Genomic DNA, 20,377 nt, shown 5'->3' with positions numbered 1-20,377 from the left:
CAGGAGGAACCGGGATTCGGTGTGTGGCCGTTAGGCCACGAGAGCGTAATTCAGGGAATTACTTGAGCTCGACGGATGCGCCAGCCTCTTCGAGCTTAGCCTTAGCAGCCTCAGCGTCGTCCTTGGAAGCACCCTCGAGGATAGCCTTAGGAGCACCCTCGACCATTTCCTTAGCTTCCTTCAGGCCCAGGCCGGAGACGAGCTCGCGGACAGCCTTAATAACGCCGATCTTCTTAGCACCAGCGTCGGTCAGGACGACGTCGAACTCGTCCTTCTCCTCAGCGGCAGCGCCGCCCTCAGCGCCGGCAGCGCCAGCAGCAGCAACTGCAACCGGAGCAGCAGCCTCAACGTCGAAGACCTCTTCGAATTCCTTAACGAACTCGGAGAGCTCGATGAGGGTCATTTCCTTGAAAGCTTCAATGAGCTCGTCCTTGGTGAGCTTAGCCATGATTGGCATCCTTTCCTAGTGTGTTCTAGTCCGGGTAGTGAGTAAGGACTAAAACGTGTGAATCGTGTGTAGTTTTCCGCATCCCCGCCGTGTGGCGGACAATGCGATTTAAGCTTCTGCTTGCTTCTTGTCCTGCAGGGCCGCTGCGGTGCGGACCATCTTGGTAGCAGGAGCGTTGAATACAGCTGCAGCCTTTGCCATAGAACCCTTCATCGCGCCAGCCAGCTTTGCGAGAGTGGTCTCGCGGTTGTCCAGCTCAGCGATGGCCTTAACCTGGTCGGCAGACAGTGCGTTGCCGTCCATGTAGCCACCCTTGACGATGAGCGCCTGGTTGTCTTCAGCGAATTTCTTGAAGACCTTAGCGGCGTCAACAGCCTCGCCCTTAATGAAGGCGAAAGCGGTTGGGCCGGTCAGGTGCTCGTCAAGGCCCTCGATGCCCTTTTCCTGAGCAGCGATCTTGAAGAGGGTGTTCTTGGCGACGGAGTACTCAACATCGAAACCCAGCTGGTTACGAAGGTCAGCCAGCTGCGCAACGGTCAGACCACGGTACTCGGTGATGAACACGGAGCTAGCACCATCCAGCTTCTCGCGGATGAGCTTGAGGTCCTTTTCGTTCTTCGGATTTGCCATGTTTAATACTCGCCTCCTTCCAAAACATCTCTTTATGTTTCCGCCGGGACTTTCCAATAAAGAAAGCCCCGTACAAGAGCACGGGGCACACACTCACAGTAAAGGAGGGGTACACAAGTGACTCCTGCGTGGGCCGTCCCTAAAGGTGAGGGAACTTTCAGCCTAGCTAGTAGGCGACCAACGGTCTTCGGTGAAACTTGAGTTGCACTGGCATTTACCAGCACTTCAAACTTCGTGTGCTTATCCTACAAGCACTGCCATCAGGAACAAAATCGCGTCCGTTCTCACCTAACATGGGAGCTAATCGTCCCCCACAGGAAGGAACTCCCATGCCTTTGCACGGTCAGCTTTTCCAGTCTTTCAACGAAAACCAGTCCAACGATCAGTTTGTGCAGCAGAACAAGAAGTTGCTCAAGCTCAACATGGGCTACGGCCCAATTCAGGCCAAGGTGGGATCGATGGTGGCTTACCAGGGCGACGTGCGCTTCCAAAACCGCGGCTCTGGCGGCTTGGGCAAGATGATCAAGAAGGCCACTACCGGCGAGGGTGTCGAGATGATGGAGATGTCCGGCAACGGCCAGGTCTTCCTTGCGGAACAGGCGAAGGAGATTCAGGTCTTCTACCTCGAAAATGACATGGTCTCCGTCAACGGAAAGAACGTCCTCGCCTTCTCTTCTTCCATCGAGTGGGACATCCACCGAATCAAGGGCGGTGGCGTCATGGCCGGCGGTCTGTTCAACGTCACCCTGCGCGGTAGTGGCTTCGTCGCCATCACTACAGATGGCGATCCCTTGGCCCTCGACGTCACTGAGGCTCCGACATTCGCCGATCCCCAGGCCGCAGTCCTATGGACCAGCGGCGTGTCCATGCAGGTGAATACTGACTTCTCCGGCGGCCTGAAGTCCTTCCTCCACGGCGGCACCGGCGAGTCCTTCCAGCTTGCCTTCGGCGGCCAAGGCCTCGTCATCGTCCAGCCTTCTGAGGGCAACCTGCTCGACAACATCGCCGGCGACTCAAACTCTTCACGTGGCAGCGGTCTCGGCGATCTCTTAAGTTAACGTTTGTTGTGCCCACTCATTTTTGTGCGAAAAGCTGACAAAACGACGCCCACCTCGCTCGCCGCAGGGACACTGCGGGGTTAAGCCAGGTGGGCGTCGAGAAGCAGCGGCGCCAGACAGCGTCACTGGAAGCTATTTAAGCCTCGGCGTAGTTCTTCTGCACCGAAATATCGACCGGGATGCCCGGGCCGAAAGTGGTGGAGATGGTGGCCTTCTTGATGTAGATGCCCTTGGCGGAAGAAGGCTTGATACGCTGCAGCTCGTCCATGAGTGCGCCGTAGTTCTCAGCCAGCTTCTCGGCGTCGAAGGAAGCCTTACCAATCATGGCGTGCAGGTTAGCAGCCTTGTCCACGCGGAAGGAGATCTTGCCGCCCTTGACTTCCTGGATGGCCTTAGCCACGTCAGCGGTCACGGTGCCGGTCTTCGGGTTCGGCATGAGGCCACGCGGGCCCAGGACGCGGGCCACACGGCCAACCTTGGCCATCTGGTCCGGGGTAGCAATCGCGACGTCGAAGTCGAGCTTGCCCTCGTTGATCTGCTCCAGCAGAACCTCGGTGCCGACGATGTCAGCGCCAGCCTCTTCAGCGGCAGTAGCCTTCTCACCCTCGGCGAAGACAGCCACGCGGACGGTCTTACCGGTGCCGTGAGGCAGGGACACGGTGCCACGCACGAGCTGGTCAGCCTTGCGCGGGTCAACGCCCAGGCGCATGGCGACGTCGACGGTGGCGTCGTGGTTCTTGGAGGAGGTCTCCTTGGCCAGCTTCACAGCCTCGATCGGAGAGTACAGACGGGAGCGGTCAACCAGTTCAGCGGCTGCCTTGTATGCCTTAGACTTAGAGCCCATTTTTCAATTCCTTAAAAATAGTGATGCGGATTGTCGTGGTTGTTGATGGGCCGGGTCGGCCCTCCCACGTGTGCGGCGAGGGTGCCTGGCTTACTTAGCCGGGATACCCTCGACGTCGATGCCCATGGAGCGAGCGGTGCCGGCGATGATGCGGGCGCCGTTCTCGATGTCACGAGCGTTGAGGTCCTCGAACTTGGTCTGTGCAATTTCCTTGCACTGCTCGAAGGTGACCTTGCCCACCTTGTCGGTGTGCGGAACGCCGGAGCCCTTCTGCAGGCCAGCGGCCTTCAGCAGGAGCTTTGCAGCCGGCGGGGTCTTGAGCTTGAAATCGAAGGAGCGGTCTTCGTAGACGGTGATTTCCACTGGCACAACGTTGCCGCGCTGGTTCTCAGTCGCAGCGTTGTAAGCCTTGCAGAACTCCATGATGTTCACGCCGTGAGCACCCAGTGCCGGGCCAACCGGCGGAGCCGGGTTAGCCTGACCGGCCTGGATCTGCAGCTTAATGAGGCCAGTGACCTTCTTCTTCGGAGCCATCGAATTACCTACTTCCTGTGTTACCGGCGCCTCGCCACGATGAATAACAAGGGCCGTCCGGATGCTGGGGCTGCCAGCCACCGGGGAGAATTATGGTCTATGAATGCGCGTCCCGAAGAACGCACGAGGTCTAAGTGTAGATCACCGCAGCCCACCACCCAAATCGCTGTCGGGTGGTGGGCTGCGGTGTCCAGTAGTGGCCTATGTGGCCTACACAGGCGCGTTAACGTCGTCTTTAGGAGATGCGCTCGATCTGATCGGCGGTGAGCTCCACCGGGGTTTCGCGGCCGAAGATGGACACGAGGGCCTGGATCTTGCCGGTCTCCTCGTCGATGGAGGAAATCGTAGCGGAGACGGAAGCCAGGGCGCCGGACAGAATGGTGACGGCCTCGCCTTCCTTGAAGTCGTGGGCAACCTTCGGCTTTTCCTCAACCTCCGGCATCGCGATGACCTGCTCGCCGTCGGCAGATACTGCAGTATCCTCGCCGTCGGCGGTCTGCTTGGGCATGAGGAACTTGGCGACGTCGCGTGGCTTCACCACGGTGGCGTTGCCTTCGTTGCCCACGAAGCTGGTCACACCCGGGGTATCGCGTACCACCGACCAGGCGCGGTCGTTGAGCTCCATGCGGACGAGGACGTAGCCCGGAAGAAGCTTGCGCTTGACGATCTTCTTCTTGCCGTCCTTCTTCTCAATGACCTGTTCGAGAGGAACGACCACGTCGAAGATGTAGTCCTCCACCTCGAGGGTCTGCGCACGCATGTCGAGGTTGGTCTTCACCTTGTTCTCGTAGCCGGAGTAGCACTGGATGATGTACCACTCACCCGGGAGCTTCTTGAGCTCCTTGGTATAGTCGCGCAGGCGCTTGCGGTATTCTGCGTCGGCTTCGGCGTCGTCCTGCGCGGCTGGAGCGGCAGCTTCCTCAGCAGCTCCCTCGACGGTGTCAGCAGACTCCGCGGCTGCGTCAGCCTCGGCGGCCTTCGCTGCTTCGTTTTCCGCTACGGCGGCAGCAGCAGCCTCCTCAAAGGTCGGCTCGTGTGCCGGGGCATCGGTGGTGACGTCCTGTGCGTCCAGAGTGTTCTCGTCGCTCATGGTGTTCTACTACTCCATCTTCGAATCAGGTTCGTGCCGTGTTGCCCCCAGCTTACGCCGGTGGCCGCGCCGCGAGCCTAGACAATAAATTATCCCGCTGTGCCCCTTGCGGGACCAGCGGGATTTTCAAGCTTTTACAGCAGTGTACCTAAGGCACCAGAATCTTCTCAACTCCGAGGCCGGTGAGCGTGTCGACGCCCCATACCAGCGCGGTGAGAACAATGAGGAAGGCGAAGGTAATCAGCGTATACTGAACCATTTCCTTGCTGGTGGGCCACACGACCTTCTTTACCTCGGTGACAACCTCCGGGACGAAGGAACCAACGCCGCCACCAGTCTTGGTGGAATCATCAGAGGTCTCCGCGCGCTCAATGCGCTTTTCAGTGTATGCGGCGGAAGAAGTGCCCTGAACACCAGCCATCTGGCGCTTACCAGTGGGGCGTGCAGCTCCCTGAGTGTCTGGCTGTTTCTCGCTCACAGCGTCCTCCTGAAAGTTTGTTTGGCAGGGGCGACAGGACTCGAACCTGCAACCTACGGTTTTGGAGACCGTTGCGCTACCAATTGCGCCACGCCCCTATGTGTACCGACCTTCTTGCGAAGATAGCACGCATAACCCTACCAGAGCTGGAATGCTTGCAGAACAAGCGGTACCTAGCTTGAGTGGAGCCAGTAGCGATGGAGAGATTCGAACTCTCGACCTCACGATTATGAGTCGTGCGCTCTCACCAACTGAGCTACATCGCCATCCACGTTCATCCCTGCGTGTATGTCCGCGCCGCCCATTCTAGGGGCGCCGACCGTAGAAATAAACAGAGCCCCCTGTCAGAATCGAACTGACGACCTTTTCCTTACCATGGAAACGCTCTGCCGACTGAGCTAAGGGGGCGCTAGCCTCTATGCGATATTCGGTGTTTTTATTTTTACCGGCTCTCGCTGAAGCCTTAGAAAGGTTAACCCATATCGCTTAAACAAAACAAATCGCCGGGTCAGAGCCGGTTTCCACGGCGTTTGAAGCACACTTAATCGCCGTCCTTTTGCCCCGATTCTTCGCGGGCTCCCCACGCGCGGCGAACCGAGCACTGGCAGCGTTGGGTTAAGGGCTCAGCGTCGGGGAGGAAGCGCGAAAAGCACAACCGCCACCTCCTGAAAGAGAAGGTGGCGGTATCTGGTGCCAGGTAGAAGATTCGAACTTCTGAAGGCAATGCCGGCGGATTTACAGTCCGCTCCCTTTGGCCGCTCGGGCAACCTGGCAAGCACCTGTTCGGGTGCGAGTTAGTACTTTACTACGCACCTACCTACTGCACGCAAATCGGCAGGTAGATGAACCTGCCGGGGTGGCGCCGCGGCAGGTTAGCCGACGCGATCGATGGTGTAGCGCGACAACATGCGCAGCGCCTGGGCGGCCGCAATATCCGGCAGCCCATCCAGTTCCTCATTGACGAGCGCGAGGTACTCGCGGACGTCGGCAAGCGCGCGCTCGCGACCACCGGACTGGCGCAACAACGCAATGGCGCGGCTCACCTCGGCGTCGTTGGTCAACGGGCCCGTGAGCAGTGTCCGTAGCTGGTCGCCGACCTCACCCTCTTCCTGCAGGGCGTAGAGCACGGGCAGGGTGAACACACCTTCGCGCAGATCGGTTCCCGGGGTCTTCCCAGATTCCTCGCGATCGGAGAAAATATCGATGACGTCATCGACGATCTGGAACATCATGCCGATGTAGCCGCCGATGCGATGCAAGGCCTGCGCGTGCTCCAGCTTGGCACCCGCGTGGTAAGCGCCGAGGTAGCCAGCCGATGCGATGAGGACCGCGGTCTTTTCCTTGATGACCTGGGTGTAGTGCTCCACCGCGTTGGCCTCCCCGGCGCCTAGGGTTTCCCGCATCTGGCCTGTCACGAGCTCCTGGAAAGTCTTCGCGAAGCGCTCCACCGTGTGGGTATCCAACCGCGACATCAACCGGGAACAGTGCGCCAACAACATGTCGCCGGCGAGGATGGCCACGGAGTTGTCCCAACGATGATTGGCGCTTTCCACGCCGCGGCGGCGTTCCGCCTCGTCCATGACGTCATCGTGATACAAGGTGGCTAGGTGGACCATTTCCACCGATGCCGCCGCGGTGACCACGTTATCCGTCCCCGGGGTCTCGCCGAACTCCGAAGCTAAAAGGGCCATCATCGGGCGGAAGCGTTTACCTCCGGCCTCCAGCAGGTGCAAGACCTTATCCGCAATAAAATTCTCGCCGGTTGCCAGCTCGTCCTGCAACAGCTTCTCAACGTGCGCTACCCCCGCACCAATGCGCTCATTTAACTGCGGATCACCCAAGTCCACGTGAGAAACGTGGCCTGGAGACGGGGTCTGGCCGGTGGTCATATACGAGGTAGTCCTTGCACGTAGTCGCGGTGTGTGAAAAGTCGAACATTCGTATCTTAACCGTAACTACGCCGGTCGGCTGAAACGACTCCAAGCCAAGCCCCGCAAGCAGGTGGGGACCAAGGTTGCTCGCCGCGGGTCTCGTGCGACAATGAGGGGCATGGACAGGCATGTTGACGTAGCAATTGTTGGCGCGGGCCCGGCGGGAGCTGCCGCTGCTATTTACGCAGCGCGCGCCGGATGGGACACAGTGCTAATCGACGCCGCGTCCTTCCCCCGCGACAAGACCTGCGGCGACGGCCTGACCCCGCGCGCGATGCACCAGCTGGAGCGCCTGGGCGTCGAGGTCAATCCGGGCTACCGCAACCAGGGCTTGAAGCTGCATGGCTTCGGCGGCACAGTCACCGCGCCGTGGCCGCAAACCTACCCCGCGCACGTAGGAACGGCCCTGTCGCGCCGTGAGTTCGACCACCTCATGGTCCAGGCCGCCGTGAGTGCGGGCGCGGAGCTAATGGAGGGCACCCCCGCCACGGCACCGGAGGTAACAAGCAACCGCCTTCGCAGCTTCCTCGTTGGTGAGACAACTATCCATCCGCGCTGGGTCATCGTTGCCGACGGCGTCCGCTCCCCCTTTGGCAAGCAGTTGGGCCGCGAATGGCACCAGGGTGAGGTCTACGGCATTGCGGCGCGGTCATACTGCGCCTCCACCCGCTCCGACGAGCCGTGGATGCACTCCCACGTGGAGCTCACAGACGAAGAGGGGACGGTGCAGCCGGGCTACGGCTGGATCTTCCCGCTGGGCGACGGCACCGTGAACCTCGGCCTCGGCGCGCTCTCCACGAGCGAGCGACCGGCCAAGTTGAACACGAAGAAGCTGCTGCGTCATTACGCCGCTCAGCAGCGCGCGGAATGGGGCCTCGGCGTACCCCAGGACGTCGCCTCCGCCTTGCTACCCATGGGCGGCGCGGTGTCCAACGTGGCGGGCGCCAACTGGATGCTCATCGGCGACGCCGCCGCCTGCGTCAACCCGCTCAACGGCGAGGGTATCGACTACGGACTCGAGACCGCCGAATACGCCGTATCTCTACTCGGCGAACCGGCCGCCCCGTCGGCCAAAGACCTCACCCTCACCTGGCCAGATCTCCTCCGCGAGCACTACGGGGAGGCTTTTGTACTCGCGCGCACCGCGGCCCGGTTGCTCACCTACCCGCAATTCCTCCCCGCGGTGGGTCCCATCGGCTTACGCGGTCCGGTGGGGCGGGTGCTCATGCCCGCCGCAGCACGCCTGATGGGCAACCTCATTACCGAGGCTGACAGCGATCTGATCGCCCGCCTGTGGCGGCTTGCCGGCCACGGCGTGAGCACCGCGCGGGCAAACACCCCGCTGTGGGACTCGACGCTCTAGTTCAGGGGCCGGCCCCACGGGTCTATCCCACGGGCCTCACCCACAGGCTTGGTGGCGGAATGCAGGGCCACGATGCCGAAGGTGAGGTTTTGCCAGCCGCAGCCCTCCCAGCCGTTGCGGTTGACCATGGCGGCGAATTCTTCCTGGCTCGGCCAGGCGCGAATGGATTCCGCGAGGTAGACATACGCCTCCGGGTTGGAGGCCACCGCCCTGGCCACTGCGGGCAGCAGGCGCATGAGGTATTCCTTGTACACCGTGCCGAACACCGGTACCACCGGCGTGGAGAACTCCGCCACCGTCAGGCGCCCGCCCGGCTTGGTCACGCGCGCCATCTCACGCAGGCCGAGCTCGGGGTCGTGAATGTTGCGCAGGCCGTAAGAGATGGTCACAGCGTCGAACGTGTTATCCGGGAACGGCAAGCGCATGCCGTCGCCCGCAACCTTGGGGACGTCGCGGTGCTGGCCGGCAGCCAACATGCCACGGGAGAAATCACAGGCCACGCACCACGCACCCGACTTGGACAGCTCTTCAGTGGACACCGCAGTACCCGCGGCAAGGTCAAGGACCTTCTCCCCCGGCTGCAGGTTCAGCCGCTCGCGGGTCTTCTTACGCCAGTGCGCATCCTGCCCGAAAGACAAGATGGTGTTGGTCAGATCGTATTTGGCCCCCACGCCGTCAAACATGCTCGCGACGTCGAAGGGCTTTTTGTCTAAGTTCGCCTTAACCACGCGCTCCAGTCTAGGCTGCGCGGTCCTTGGCTGCGCGCTTGACCCACACGGGCAGCTGCTGCCACGACTGGATACGGCCCAGCAAACCGGCGGGCTGCTTGCGGTACTCGCGCAGGACTTCCTCGTAGTAGCCCACCAACTGGCGGCACAGCGCGTCCCAGGTCTTGTTAGCCACGGACTCGCGCGCCTGCTGGCGCATGGTTACTTGCGTCTCGGGTGCAATAAGCTTATCGACGGCCGCTGGCAGCTGCGCCTCAAAATCCTCCACGTCCAGCAGGTAGCCGTTGTAGCCCTCCTCGATGAGGTCGACCGGACCGCCTGCACGAGGGCCGATGGTGGGCACGCCCGAGGCCTGCGCCTCCTGGATGGCTTGGCAGAAGGTTTCAAACTCACCGGCGTGAATAAACACATCGAGGGAGGCGTAGGCGCGCGCCAGTTCATCGCCGCCGAGCGCTCCGGTGAACACCGCGTTGGGCATAAGCTCCTGGAGCGCGGGGCGCTCCGGGCCGTCGCCCACGATGACCAACTGGATATCCGCGCGATCCTTCAGCACAGCGAGGCGGTGCACGCCCTTTTCCGCGGCCAGGCGGCCGACAAAGCCCACGATCTTCTTGGTGCCCGTGCGGTCCCAAGTGCGGCGCAGGGTCTCCGAGCGCTTGGTGGGATGGAAACGCTTGGCGTCCACGCCGCGGCCCCAGTGGTGGACGTTCTTGACGTTATGGTCCTCAAGGTCCCGGATGGTCAACGAGGACGGGGCCAACGTCATCTGGCAGGAGTTGTGGATGGCGCGGATCCATTCCCAGCAGCCGTGCGCGAAGATGGAGGCGTTGTACTTGGTGGCAAAGCCTGCAACGTCCGTCTGGTAGAGCGCGATGGCGGGGATGCGAGGCGAGCGCGCGGCGAGGGCGCCCGCCGCACCGAGTACGAACGGGCTGGCCAGGTGAATGATGTCCGGCTTGAAGGAGCGCAATTCCTCATCAACTGCGAGAGTGGGCACGCCCACCGGCAGCGAATCCACGAGTGGCACACGCACCGTGGGCACGCGAACAATGGGGAAACCGAGGTAGTCAGCGATCTCTTCCTGGCCGTCGCGCGCTCCCGGGGCGATGACCAGGGCCTCGTGGCCCTCCGCGTGCAGGTGCTCCAGCACCCGGAGCACGGAATTGGTGACGCCATTGACGTTGGGGAGGAAGGACTCGGCCACGATCGCTACACGCATGGGCGACATTGTCGGATCTAAAGACGTACGCCTTCTGTCCTTTGGGTGTACTCGCTGAAAAATCTTGGTTAAGAACACGTTACCTCCGTTCCGCCCGCGCCGCCCACTGGCTGACCAGCACCCACGCTAACCCCGCGACGAGCGTGCTCACCACCCACACGGACAGCGCCGGGATGACGCTCAAGGTCCACTCGCGGCCTTCCACCTTCACCAGGTCCGGGTTTTCCTTCGAGTAGTTCACCCACACTTGCTGCCCCTCACCGAGACCAGTGGGGTACAGCAAACCCGTGGGCGGCGAGTGGTAAAAACTGTCCTCGTCTTGGAAGTCCACCGTGGTGCGCAGCAGACCCACGTTGGTCACGGTAGCCAACGCGCGCCCCGTATCGGCGTTGATCGCCCGATCATTGAGGTAGGGCCCCACCACCATGGCGACGCTGCCGATGACCGCCGCAGCATAGAGCGCCATGATGACCTGGTGCAAACGCCGCCGCAGGACCTCCGGCGTGTAGTTCGGCGCCTGCGGCCTAGAAACCCGCTTGGGCATGCAACGCCTCGTTCAGTGCGCGCCGAGTCGCGCGCGTCGTCTTCGCCTCCACCACCGTGATACCGGTGGAGCGCTCCTTCAAATCCGCGAGCGTATCCAGCAGTTCCTGCGGCGTCGTCACGGCCACGTGGTCCACGCCGTAGCCCGCACACAACTCGGCCAGCTGCGCGCCGTGCGGCGTGCCGAAGGCCTTCTCAAACTGCCCGCGGAACGCCTCGCCGCCCTGCTCGAGGGTCTCAAAGATGCCGCCACCATCATCGTTGGCCACCACGATGGTGAGGTTTTCCGGGCGTACCTCGTCCAGGCCGATGAGCAGACCGCCGATGTCGTGGAGGAAAGTCACGTCCCCCACCAGCGCCACGGTGCGCGGGGCGCGTGGCAAGTCCGCGTCGCGGGACTGCACGGCCAGCGCCACGCCAATGGCCTGGGAGACGTTGCCGTCGATGCCGGCGGCGCCGCGGGGCGAGTGCGTTTCCACGCCGTCGAAAGGCAAGCCCACCAGCGAAGCATCCCGCACTGGGTTGGAGGAGCCGACGAAGAAGCTATCTTCCACCGCCAAAGTGTCAGCCACGGCGGCCGCCACGTGGAGACCAGTAAAGCCGAAGTCCTCCTTGGCCAGGTTCTCGCGGACGGCATCGGCGCCAATGCGCGACGCGCCGTCGCAAATCTTCAGCCAATCGCGGCTCGGCTCACCGGTCACCTTGACGGTGGTGCCCAAGCGAGCCTTGTCGCCGCGGGGGTTCGTAAAATCCGCGGTGCGCGACAAGCACACCAGCTCGACGTCCGGATCGCTCAGCAGTGCCAGCACTCCGCGGTGCAGAGTCGGGTGCCCCACCACGACGACCTGCTCGACCTTCGTATTCACCACGTAGTCGTTGGCGGAGACGTGGTCGCGCCGGAACACCCCGGCGGCCAGCGGGTGGACGGGGTGATACGGCGCGGGCGCGCTCGGCTCGGCGATGGTGGGCACGTCCTGCAAACCCTCCACCTCCCAGGCCTCATCACCGGCGATCACCAGGGTGTTGCGGGACAGATCCACCTCGACCTCACCGTGATTGACCGGGCGCGGCGCCGGCGCCAGGCGCTGGGTGAAATCGGTGGGTTCCACCGGCGGCTCGTCGCCCACGAGCGGCACGTCGAGCGCAATATTAAGGTGCACCACGGTGTCCTGGGTCAGGCGCTGGGAGACGTACATGACGTCCTCCGCCGTGGCAATCTGGGTGGTCTGCGCGAAATCCCCGAAAATTCCCTGCTGCTGGATCGTCTGCGGCGCTCCGGTGCCTACCAGGCGTTCCGGGCGGTCGGCGGACAGCACCACGAGCGGCACGTGGGCGTGGTGGGCTTCCACTACGGCGGGAAGAGTATTGGCCACGGCGGAACCGGATGTCATCACCACGGCGACGTGGCGGCGCTTGACCCGCGCCATGCCCAGGGCCAGGAACGCCGCCGAACGCTCGTCGAGGCGGGTATGCACGCGAATATCCCGGCGCGCCAGTAGCGCCAGCGCCAGCGGCGCGTTGCGGGATCCGGGGCACAGCACGACGTCGGTGACGTGCCGCGACAGCAGCGCCGCCACCTGCTGGGCCAGCTCCGTCGCGCTCACCGGCTCGCGCCCTGGCTGCTGCGGCTCGGCGACGTTGTTCGCGTCGTCGTTAGGCAAGCCCGCGAAGGTGGGCACGGTCGGCGGCATCTGGGGTTGCTGCGGGGAGCTATTCGCATCGTGGGACATGGCTCCCCATCATACGCGGGCAGCGACGCGGCCTGGCAACGCTTCACCCCGAGCGACAAACCTCTAAACGACCCGAAAGGTGCCTCAAAAGAACCCTAGACAAAGGTTTGTCGCTCGGGCTATACCGTGGCGGCGAATGGAAACAGTTCGCGTTCGGCCTGCCGAGCAGGCTAGCCGTTCAGCAGGTCATCCAGCATCTTGTCCAGGTCCTCGTTACCGGTGCCACCCTCAGGCAGCAGGTCCCCGGTGCCTGGGTCCTGCGTGGTTCCGGTCGACGGTTCGTCCGAGTTGCCTGAGTTGTCCGAATCGTTAGAGTTCCCCCGCCCGCCGAAGAGGCCACCGTTCCCGGAGTCTTCCGGGGTCTCCGTCACGGTTTCGGTGACGGTGGTGGGCATCGTCTCCGTGACAGTAGCGGTTTCCGTCACCGGCGCGGGCGCGGGTTTGTCGGCCTCTGCGGCGGCAGAACGCCACAGGAATCCGAAGACAATGGCTGCGAGCACAGCGAGCCCCGCAATCACACCAAGCGCGGTAGCCGCAGCACCGCTACCGGACTTGCGCGGCGGTTCCGGCTCCGCGAAACCACCGGAAGGCCCGGGATGTTGACGGGGCGGCTGGTACGCCGGTTCGCCGTAGCCGCGATTGTCGTAACCGCGCTCCCCATAGCCGCGGTCGCCGTAGGCGGGCTGACCGGCGCCAGGGCCCGCACTGGCGCCGGCACCGTAGCCAGCGCCGTATCCTGCGCCGTCAACGTCGGCGCGCGGGATGGACTGTGTCTCATCGCCGCGATCGTGGCCGGGGAAGTACTGCCGGGGCTTGTTAGGGTCCTGGGGTGAGTTCATGCATTTAGTTCTACCCGCCGACCCTTGGTTGTCACCAGTGCGTTCGCTATTAGCGCACTGTGAAACGCGCCAGCATCCTGCCGGTGGCAGTATCGAGGCCCACCAACTCCGCGGGTGTGCCCGCGAAGAGAAGGTCGCCGCCGTCCGCGCCGGCGCCGGGCCCCATCTCAATAACGTGGTCTGCCTGCGCGATAACCCCGAGGTCGTGTTCCACCACCACGACAGTGTGACCGGCATCCACCACGGCGCGCAGCTGGGCGGTGAGCAGCGCCGCATCCGCCGGGTGCAGACCGGTGGTGGGCTCGTCCATGAGGTACAGCACCTTCTTGCGCGTATTGCGGGACGCGTGCAGTTCTGTGGCCAGCTTGATGCGCTGCGCCTCACCGCCCGAGAGTTCCGGGGCGCCTTGGCCCAGCCGCAGGTAGCCCAGGCCGATGTCGCGGAGCGTGGCCACGATGCGGGAAAGCACCTTGTGATCGGCAAACACTTCGGCCGCGTCGTCCACAGTCAGGTCCAACAGCTGCGCCGCATTCAGGCCATTCCACGTCACCTCGAGGGTCTCGGGGTTGTAGCGCTGCCCCGCACAATCCGGGCACGTGGTATACGAACCTGGCAAGAAGATGAGCTCTACCTCAATCTTTCCGGCGCCCGCGCAGGTGGGGCATTGTCCCTTGGCCACGTTGTAGGAAAAGCGCGAGACGTTCCACCCGCGTGCCTTGGCCTCCGGGGTGCCCGCCAGAAGCTTGCGCACGTGATCCCACAGCCCCGTATAGGTAGCCAGCGTGGAGCGCGGGGTGCGCCCGATCGGCTTGTGGGAGATGTACACGCGCTTGTCCACTCCCCCGCGTTCTGCTCCGGAGTCCACGAGGTCCTCAAGCTCACAGTCCCGGAGGGCGTTGAGCACCGTGGTTTTACCGGAACCGCTCACGCCAGCCAGCGCGGTGAAGGTGCCCTGCGGGATGTCGACGTCAATGCCGCGCAGGTTGTGCTGGTCGAGCCCGCTGAGGGAAAGCATTGCGGTGTCGTTGGTACTCTCCGACGGCGCGCCGAGCATCTTGTCGTTTCGTTGGCGCAGCGCCTGGAAAGTGGGGCTGGCCTGCACGGCGGGGTCCGTGGATTCAAGGTAGTCCGCCAAGAGGCCCGAGTACATCACCGTGCCACCGCCTTCGCCGGCGACAGGGCCGACGTCGACTATCCAATCAGCCTGCGCCACCAGGTTCATGTCGTGCTCCACCAGCAGCACGGAATTGCCCGCCGACACGAAACGACGGCACAGGCGGGACACCGCCTCGCGTTCTTCCGGGTGCAGGCCTGCCGACGGCTCGTCCAAGACGTAGGCCACACCGAACAAGCCGGAGCGCAGCTGCGATGCCAGGCGCACACGCTGTAGCTCGCCCGCGGACAGCGTCTCCGCCGCACGGTCCACCGTGAGGTGGCCCAGCCCCAATTCCAACGCAGATTCGAGGGTGGTCAGCAGGTTCTTGAGCAGCAAAGCCTCCGCGCTGAGCTCCGCATCGGCGGCACTATCCGCGGCGATAGTGGCGGCCCGCGCGGCCAGCACCTCATGCAAGCGCTGCAGCGGCCAGGAGCTGAGGACGTCGATAGGCTCGCCCAGGTAGGTCACCGCCAACGCATCCTGCCCCAGTTTGCGCCCCTGACACACCGGGCAGGTCTGGTGTTCCATGAAGCTCAAGGTGCGCTTGCGCAAGGTCTCGGATTCTGTCTCCGCCAGGGTCTTACGCAGGTAGCTGGCCGCCGAGCGCCACGTCCCTTCATATTGGCGCTGCACCTGATCCGCCCCGCGGTGCGGGGTAATGGTCACCACCGGGCGTTCATCGGTGAACAAGATCCACTCGCGGTCCGCGGCGGGGATGTCCCGCCACGGGGTGTCCAGCGGGTAGCCCAGGGCATCGAGGATATCCCGGAAATTCTTGCCCGCCCAAGCTCCGGGCCACGCGGCGATGGCGCCCTCTCGGATGGTCAGTGACGGATCGGGAACCATCGTGGCTTCCGTGGGTTCGTGCTGGATGCCGGTGCCCTGGCAGGCCGGGCACATGCCTTGCGGGGTATTGGGTGAAAAGTGTTCGGCGTACAGCCCCTTCGGGTTGTCACCGCTGCGAGAAAACAACAGGCGCAACGAGTTGGACAGGGCGGAGACGGTGCCCACCGTGGAGCGCGCGCCCGCGCCGGTCGTATTCTGTTCCAGTGCCACCGTCGGCGGGAGGCCTTCGATGGAGCCCACCTGCGGGTCCACCGCGGAGCCAATGAGTCGGCGGGCGAAAGGGGCCACGGACTCTAAGTAGCGGCGCTGCCCCTCACCGTGGATCGTGCCAAAAGCCAGGGAGGATTTGCCCGATCCGGACACGCCCGTCACTGCCACCACGCAGCCGCGCGGCAGCTCCACATCCACGTTGCGCAGGTTGTTCAGGTGCGCGTCGCGGACACGAATCAGGGACTCAGCAGTAACGCTCATGCGCCCCAGCCTAACAACGCCGAAGACCGCGGCGCCTTTAGATAAATTCAGCGGCCGCCCGCACGCGGTCGAACCACCAGTCCCGGCGCGCCGGTGACGCCGCCAGCGCGCCCAAGCGCGCGGGGTCGGGTGCAATCGGGGCGGCGGGGAGGTGGCCGTCGACGATGTGCCGAGGCTCCGCCACATCTTCCACGAACAGTGACCCGGTGGCCAGCCCGGCCGCGGCGGGCGCGACGTCGATGTCTTCGTCGTCCGCGATAACCGGAAGCGCGGCCACGGCGGCCAGCCCCATGTTCATTCCCACTGCGGTATCCAGCGCGGAGGCCACGGTGACGTCCATGTGTTTCGCCCGCAGCTCGCGGGTGAGTTCCAGGACGTTGCGCACCCCGCCCAGCGGCGCGGGTTTGACCACGGCCACGTCTGCGGCCTGCAGCTGCGCCACCCGGTACGGGTCCTTGGCTTTGCGGATGGATTCGTCTGCCGCGACGCGCACGAACAGGCCCGAGCGCATGAGCTGCTGGCGCACCTGCTGCAACTCCTCCACCGTGGCGCAGGGTTGCTCCAGGTAGTCCAGCGGCATGAGAGCCTTAGCCGCGGCGATGGCTTCGTCCACGGTCCAGCCGCCGTTGGCGTCCACGCGGATGACGGCCCCGGGACGGGCGTCGCGGACGGCCTGCACGCGGGCGACGTCATCGGCCAGGGTCTGGCCCCGGTCTGCGACCTTCACCTTCACCACCCGGCAGCCGGGATAAAGGTCCAAAACCGCAGGGACCTCGCTGGCGGGCACGGCGGGGACGGTGGCGTTGACCTCCACCGTGTCGCGGTTGAGTTTGGGCAGACCAAGGTACGCAGCTTCCAACCCAGCGCGCAGCCACTGCGCCGATTCTTCCGCCCCGTACTCCAGGAACGGTGCGAACTCGCCCCAGCCCGCGGGGCCGTCGATAAGCAGGGCCTCCCGGTAGTCGATGCCGCGAAAACGCACCGCCAGAGGTAGGGAGACGACGTGGGCACGATCTAGGACGTCGTCCATCGCGACAACGCCTGCTTCCGCCCCTGGGGCCGCGGACCGGCCAAAGGTTAAATCTGACATGTCACTACCCTAGCGCGCGAGCGGCGACCCAAAATTGTGTGATCAATATCAATGCCCGCCAGCCACTTCCCAGCTGGGCACCTGAGCTGGCAAGGTGATAGCGTAACACTGTAATGGTTATAACAAGTTGCGCAATTTGTTATGGCTGGCGTTCGCACACATAGAAAGGCAACCTGATGGTTTACCTTCTTATCTCACTGCTGGCCATCGCGGCAGTGGTCTACCTCATCTACAAGAAGGTGCACGCAGCTGCAGCCATCTTCTTCGTGGGTGTCTTCCTTCTCATGCTGGCAGCCCTCACCGGCCGCGCCGAATTCCGCACCACTGACATCGACCCCACCGGCAGCGCACTCTACGACCAGTTGCTCGTCGTCGACGCCCTGTTCAAGGAGCGCTTCTCCGGCATCGGCATGGCGATTATGGTGCTGTTTGGTTTCGTGTCCTATATGCGCCACATCGGCGCCGACGCCAAGACCGTGGTCGCGCTCTCTTCTCCCCTGCGCCGCTTCAAGGGTTCCTACTGGCTCGTGCCGGTCGGCTACCTCATCGGCAACCTCCTATCGCTGGTGATCCCGTCCGCCGCCTCGCTGTCCCTGCTGCTGGTGGCCACGCTGCTCCCGGCGCTCATCGCCGCGGGCCTGACCCCGCTGACGGTGGCGGCCATCGTCGTGACCTCGTCCACCATCATCCCCACCCCGCTGGAGGCCGGCCTCATTCAGGGCGCTGACCTCACTGGCATGACCGTGACCGAATTCGCCTACGGTGCCGTGGCCTGGGCCACGGTCCCTACACTCATCATCACCGCCTTCGTGCACATGTGGTGGCAGCGCCACTGCGACATCAGCGACGCCAAGCGCAATCTCGAAGAGCACGCTGGTGAGGTGGGCGAGGACGGCATGTCCGATTCCGAGCGCGCCGTCCGCGATTCCATCGAACGCGCCCAGGGCTTGCCTGGCTACTACGCCCTGCTCCCGCTCATGCCGCTCGTGCTCATTATCCTCTCGGCCATCTTAAAGCGCCTGGACGTCCTCCCCTTCGAGGCGGGCATCCTCCCGGTCACCGTGGTCTCTCTCATGCTCGCCATGATTATCGAGGCCATCCGCCACAAGGATCTCAACGGCGCCATCGATTCCGGCAAGTCCTTCTTCCGCGGCATGGGCGACGGCGCGGCGGGCGTGGTAGCCCTGCTCGTGGCTGCCGCCGTGCTCATCGAGGGCATCACGCAGATGGGCGTCATTGACATGCTTATCGACGCCGCGAAGGGCTCCCAGGGTGCCGCCATCATCATCGTCCTGGTATTCGTGGCCGCCACCGCCGCGATGGCAGCGCTCACCGGCTCCGGTACGGCTCCGTACTTCGCTTTCTCCGAGGTTGTCCCATCGCTGGCCTCCGAGACCAGCATCCACGCCCCGCAGATGCTCACCGCCATTTGGGGCACCTCCAACCTGGTACGCCAGGTCTCCCCGGTCAACGCCGCGGTGCTCATTGTCTCCGGCGCCATCAAGGTTAACCCGATTCGCCTGGTCAAGCGCACCTCGGTACCGATGTTGACCGCCATGGTGCTCAACACGGTGTTCGCGTTCCTGTTCATCGGCTAGCGCCGCACCGCCTACCCCAAGGCATAACGAAACCCCAGCCTGTCACCGCCACGTACTACCCACTAAATACGCGGCGAGGCTGGGGTTTCCTAGCGCTCGCTTCAAGCGCTTCACTCTCGAAGAAGCTGACCTCTACGGTCGCCTATTCACTCCACTTGAAGGGGCTAATGCGCCTTACTTGGAGGACAGCCCGGTGATCGCGTCCACGGTGCCGTTCAGAGCGCCGGAGAAGAGCTCAACAAGGCCGGTCAAGAAGTTAGCAACAACGTCAATCATTGTGATTCCTTTCGTTCGGGTTGGTTGCTTACGAGAATCCACGCTACGGCTGCCCTCGCCGCATCGGCACCCATTTCACGACTTCCTTATTAATCTTTGCGAAACATAGCGGGAAACAATCAGGCACATTCAGCAATGGGCTTTCACCATCGCCAACCACGTTTTCACAGCTAAACTGGTCAACCATGAACCTTGAGACCACCACCTCCCGTCGCGGCGGCCTGACAATGAAGGAACACCGCCTCACCGTCCCCTGGGATCCGTTCACAGCGGATGCGGGAGATACTTTTGAACTGTTTGCCAGAGAACTCAGCCTTCCAGGCGCTGATGGCGCCACGGCCTCCACCGACGACCGCCCCGCGCTGGTCTACCTGCAGGGCGGCCCCGGTTTCCCGGCGCCGCGCCCGCTCGATACCTCGGGCTGGTTGGGCCAAGCGCTCCAGCACTACCGCGTCATCCTCATCGACCAGCGCGGCACGGGGCGCTCGCACCGCATCGACGGCGCCAGCGCTGCGGAAGACCGGGGCGTCGACAAGCTAAAACTCCTGCATCAGGAATACATCGTGGAAGATTGCGAGGCGCTGCGGGAAGCACTCGGCATCGACGCCTGGGCGCTCATCGGGCAGAGCTTCGGCGGCTTCTGCATTACCGCGTATCTCTCCCACCACCCCGAGTCCGTCACGCACGCCTACCTCACCGGTGGGCTACCCGCGACCGCCGTCGGGGTCGACGATGTCTACCGCGCCACCTACTCCAAGCTGGCCGCACGCCACCGCGAGTTCTACGCCCAGTTCCCCTGGGCCGAGGAACGCATCCGCGAGATCGCCCACCACCTCGACAACGCAGACGAGACCCTACCCACCGGGGAGCGACTCTCCGCGCGTCGGTTCCGCACCATCGGCATCGAGCTCGGCCGCGGCAGCGGATTCGCCGCGCTCGCCTACCTGTTAGAAGATCCCTTCCGGCAGGTGGCCGGAGAAAAGCGCCTCAAGACGGACTTCCTGGCCAAGGTCGGCGACCGCGTCTCCTTCGCCCACGGTCCCCTGTACGCCGCGATCCACGAGTCCATCTACGGCGGCGTGGGAGGCCAGGACGTGACCGGTTGGGCCGCGCACCGCATCCGCGCGGAGTTCGAAGCCTTCGCCGAGGACGCCGATCCGCGCAGCGCGGACGAATACTTCCTCACCGGCGAGCACGTCTACCCCTGGCAGTTTGAGGAGGACCCGGCATTGCACGAGCTTGCCGACGCCGCACACGCCCTGGCCGCGCATTCATGGGAGCGCTCCCCGTACGACCGCGACGTGCTGGCCACCGCGCCCGTGGCCGCGGCCGCCGCATACTACGACGACATCTTCGTCCCGCTGGAGCTCTCCCTGGACACCGCGGGCGCCTACCGCGACTGCCGCCTGCACATCACCAACTACTTCCAGCACAACGGCATCAGCGTCGACGGCGCCGGGCTGTTCAACATCCTGCGCGATAAAATCCGCGACCACTAACTTAAG

Annotated in this window: 18 protein-coding genes and 4 tRNA genes; 4 read left to right on the top strand and 18 right to left on the bottom strand. The window is 63.7% G+C overall.

Annotated features, from left to right (window positions below; all coding sequences use genetic code 11):
• Window positions 1-58 precede the first annotated feature (58 nt).
• Both rplL and rplJ read right to left on the bottom strand, forming a co-directional pair.
• The gene (rplL, locus tag H0194_RS07295; protein WP_185175272.1) at window positions 59-448 is read right to left on the bottom strand and encodes a 50S ribosomal protein L7/L12; all 390 of its coding nucleotides are present in this window, start codon (window positions 446-448) and stop codon (window positions 59-61) included.
• Window positions 449-556: 108 nt separating this feature from the next.
• A complete protein-coding gene (gene rplJ / locus H0194_RS07290) occupies window positions 557-1,078 on the bottom strand; it encodes a 50S ribosomal protein L10 (protein ID WP_185175271.1) in 522 nt (173 codons plus the stop codon).
• 329 nt (window positions 1,079-1,407) lie between these two features.
• Here rplJ and H0194_RS07285 point away from each other — a divergent pair, with 329 nt between their 5' ends.
• The gene (locus H0194_RS07285; RefSeq protein ID WP_185175270.1) at window positions 1,408-2,136 is read left to right on the top strand and encodes an AIM24 family protein; all 729 of its coding nucleotides are present in this window, start codon (window positions 1,408-1,410) and stop codon (window positions 2,134-2,136) included.
• 136 nt (window positions 2,137-2,272) lie between these two features.
• On the opposite strand, the gene rplA is transcribed toward H0194_RS07285, so the two are convergent.
• The 9 genes from rplA to H0194_RS07240 form a co-directional block, all read right to left on the bottom strand.
• Window positions 2,273-2,980, bottom strand: a complete 708-nt coding sequence (gene rplA, locus H0194_RS07280; RefSeq protein ID WP_185175269.1) for a 50S ribosomal protein L1 — start codon at window positions 2,978-2,980, stop codon at window positions 2,273-2,275.
• A 90-nt stretch (window positions 2,981-3,070) separates the two neighbouring features.
• A complete protein-coding gene (rplK, locus tag H0194_RS07275) occupies window positions 3,071-3,514 on the bottom strand; it encodes a 50S ribosomal protein L11 (RefSeq protein WP_185175268.1) in 444 nt (147 codons plus the stop codon).
• A gap of 235 nt (window positions 3,515-3,749) precedes the next feature.
• Complete coding sequence (nusG, locus tag H0194_RS07270; RefSeq protein ID WP_185175267.1) at window positions 3,750-4,604, bottom strand: transcription termination/antitermination protein NusG; 855 nt, start codon at window positions 4,602-4,604, stop codon at window positions 3,750-3,752.
• Window positions 4,605-4,752: 148 nt separating this feature from the next.
• Window positions 4,753-5,082, bottom strand: a complete 330-nt coding sequence (gene secE, locus H0194_RS07265; RefSeq protein ID WP_185175266.1) for a preprotein translocase subunit SecE — start codon at window positions 5,080-5,082, stop codon at window positions 4,753-4,755.
• Window positions 5,083-5,104: 22 nt separating this feature from the next.
• Window positions 5,105-5,180 (bottom strand) — tRNA-Trp (locus tag H0194_RS07260).
• A 94-nt stretch (window positions 5,181-5,274) separates the two neighbouring features.
• Window positions 5,275-5,348 (bottom strand) — tRNA-Met (locus H0194_RS07255).
• Window positions 5,349-5,417: 69 nt separating this feature from the next.
• Window positions 5,418-5,490, bottom strand: a tRNA-Thr gene (locus H0194_RS07250).
• Window positions 5,491-5,770: 280 nt separating this feature from the next.
• A tRNA-Tyr gene (locus tag H0194_RS07245) sits at window positions 5,771-5,855 on the bottom strand.
• 99 nt (window positions 5,856-5,954) lie between these two features.
• A complete protein-coding gene (locus H0194_RS07240) occupies window positions 5,955-6,971 on the bottom strand; it encodes a polyprenyl synthetase family protein (RefSeq protein WP_185175265.1) in 1,017 nt (338 codons plus the stop codon).
• Window positions 6,972-7,131: 160 nt separating this feature from the next.
• Between H0194_RS07240 and H0194_RS07235 the strand changes: the two genes are divergently transcribed.
• Window positions 7,132-8,376, top strand: a complete 1,245-nt coding sequence (locus H0194_RS07235; protein ID WP_185175264.1) for a geranylgeranyl reductase family protein — start codon at window positions 7,132-7,134, stop codon at window positions 8,374-8,376.
• On the opposite strand, the gene H0194_RS07230 is transcribed toward H0194_RS07235, so the two are convergent.
• The 7 genes from H0194_RS07230 to H0194_RS07200 form a co-directional block, all read right to left on the bottom strand.
• Window positions 8,373-9,104, bottom strand: a complete 732-nt coding sequence (locus tag H0194_RS07230; RefSeq protein WP_185175263.1) for a demethylmenaquinone methyltransferase — start codon at window positions 9,102-9,104, stop codon at window positions 8,373-8,375. The genes H0194_RS07235 and H0194_RS07230 overlap by 4 nt on opposite strands.
• 10 nt (window positions 9,105-9,114) lie before the next feature.
• Window positions 9,115-10,323, bottom strand: a complete 1,209-nt coding sequence (locus H0194_RS07225; protein ID WP_211996053.1) for a glycosyltransferase family 4 protein — start codon at window positions 10,321-10,323, stop codon at window positions 9,115-9,117.
• Window positions 10,324-10,402: 79 nt separating this feature from the next.
• A complete protein-coding gene (locus H0194_RS07220) occupies window positions 10,403-10,867 on the bottom strand; it encodes a DUF3592 domain-containing protein (RefSeq protein WP_185175261.1) in 465 nt (154 codons plus the stop codon).
• A complete protein-coding gene (gene menD, locus H0194_RS07215; RefSeq protein WP_246388838.1) occupies window positions 10,848-12,596 on the bottom strand; it encodes a 2-succinyl-5-enolpyruvyl-6-hydroxy-3-cyclohexene-1-carboxylic-acid synthase in 1,749 nt (582 codons plus the stop codon). Before menD ends, H0194_RS07220 begins: the two co-directional genes overlap by 20 nt.
• Window positions 12,597-12,766: 170 nt before the next feature.
• On the bottom strand, window positions 12,767-13,435 hold the full coding sequence (locus H0194_RS07210; RefSeq protein ID WP_185175260.1) for a hypothetical protein: 669 nt from the start codon (window positions 13,433-13,435) through the stop codon (window positions 12,767-12,769).
• 49 nt (window positions 13,436-13,484) lie between these two features.
• Window positions 13,485-15,908: an excinuclease ABC subunit UvrA gene (locus H0194_RS07205; protein WP_185175259.1), complete on the bottom strand. Its 2,424-nt coding sequence runs from the start codon at window positions 15,906-15,908 to the stop codon at window positions 13,485-13,487.
• A gap of 37 nt (window positions 15,909-15,945) precedes the next feature.
• Entirely contained in the window at window positions 15,946-16,998 is a 1,053-nt protein-coding gene (locus tag H0194_RS07200; RefSeq protein ID WP_246388837.1) for an o-succinylbenzoate synthase, read from the bottom strand.
• Window positions 16,999-17,174: 176 nt separating this feature from the next.
• Between H0194_RS07200 and dcuC the strand changes: the two genes are divergently transcribed.
• Window positions 17,175-18,596 carry a C4-dicarboxylate transporter DcuC gene (gene dcuC, locus H0194_RS07195; RefSeq protein WP_185175258.1) on the top strand — a complete coding sequence of 474 codons (1,422 nt, stop codon included), beginning with the start codon at window positions 17,175-17,177 and terminating at the stop codon, window positions 18,594-18,596.
• 461 nt (window positions 18,597-19,057) lie between these two features.
• Window positions 19,058-20,371 carry an alpha/beta fold hydrolase gene (locus H0194_RS07190; RefSeq protein ID WP_185175257.1) on the top strand — a complete coding sequence of 438 codons (1,314 nt, stop codon included), beginning with the start codon at window positions 19,058-19,060 and terminating at the stop codon, window positions 20,369-20,371.
• Window positions 20,372-20,377: the final 6 nt, after the last annotated feature.

The sequence above is a fragment of the Corynebacterium incognita genome (assembly GCF_014217255.1).
GTDB lineage: Bacteria > Actinomycetota > Actinomycetes > Mycobacteriales > Mycobacteriaceae > Corynebacterium > Corynebacterium incognitum.
The sequence above is the reverse complement of the archived record's forward strand: the minus strand, read 5'-3'. Positions and strand labels throughout refer to the sequence as shown.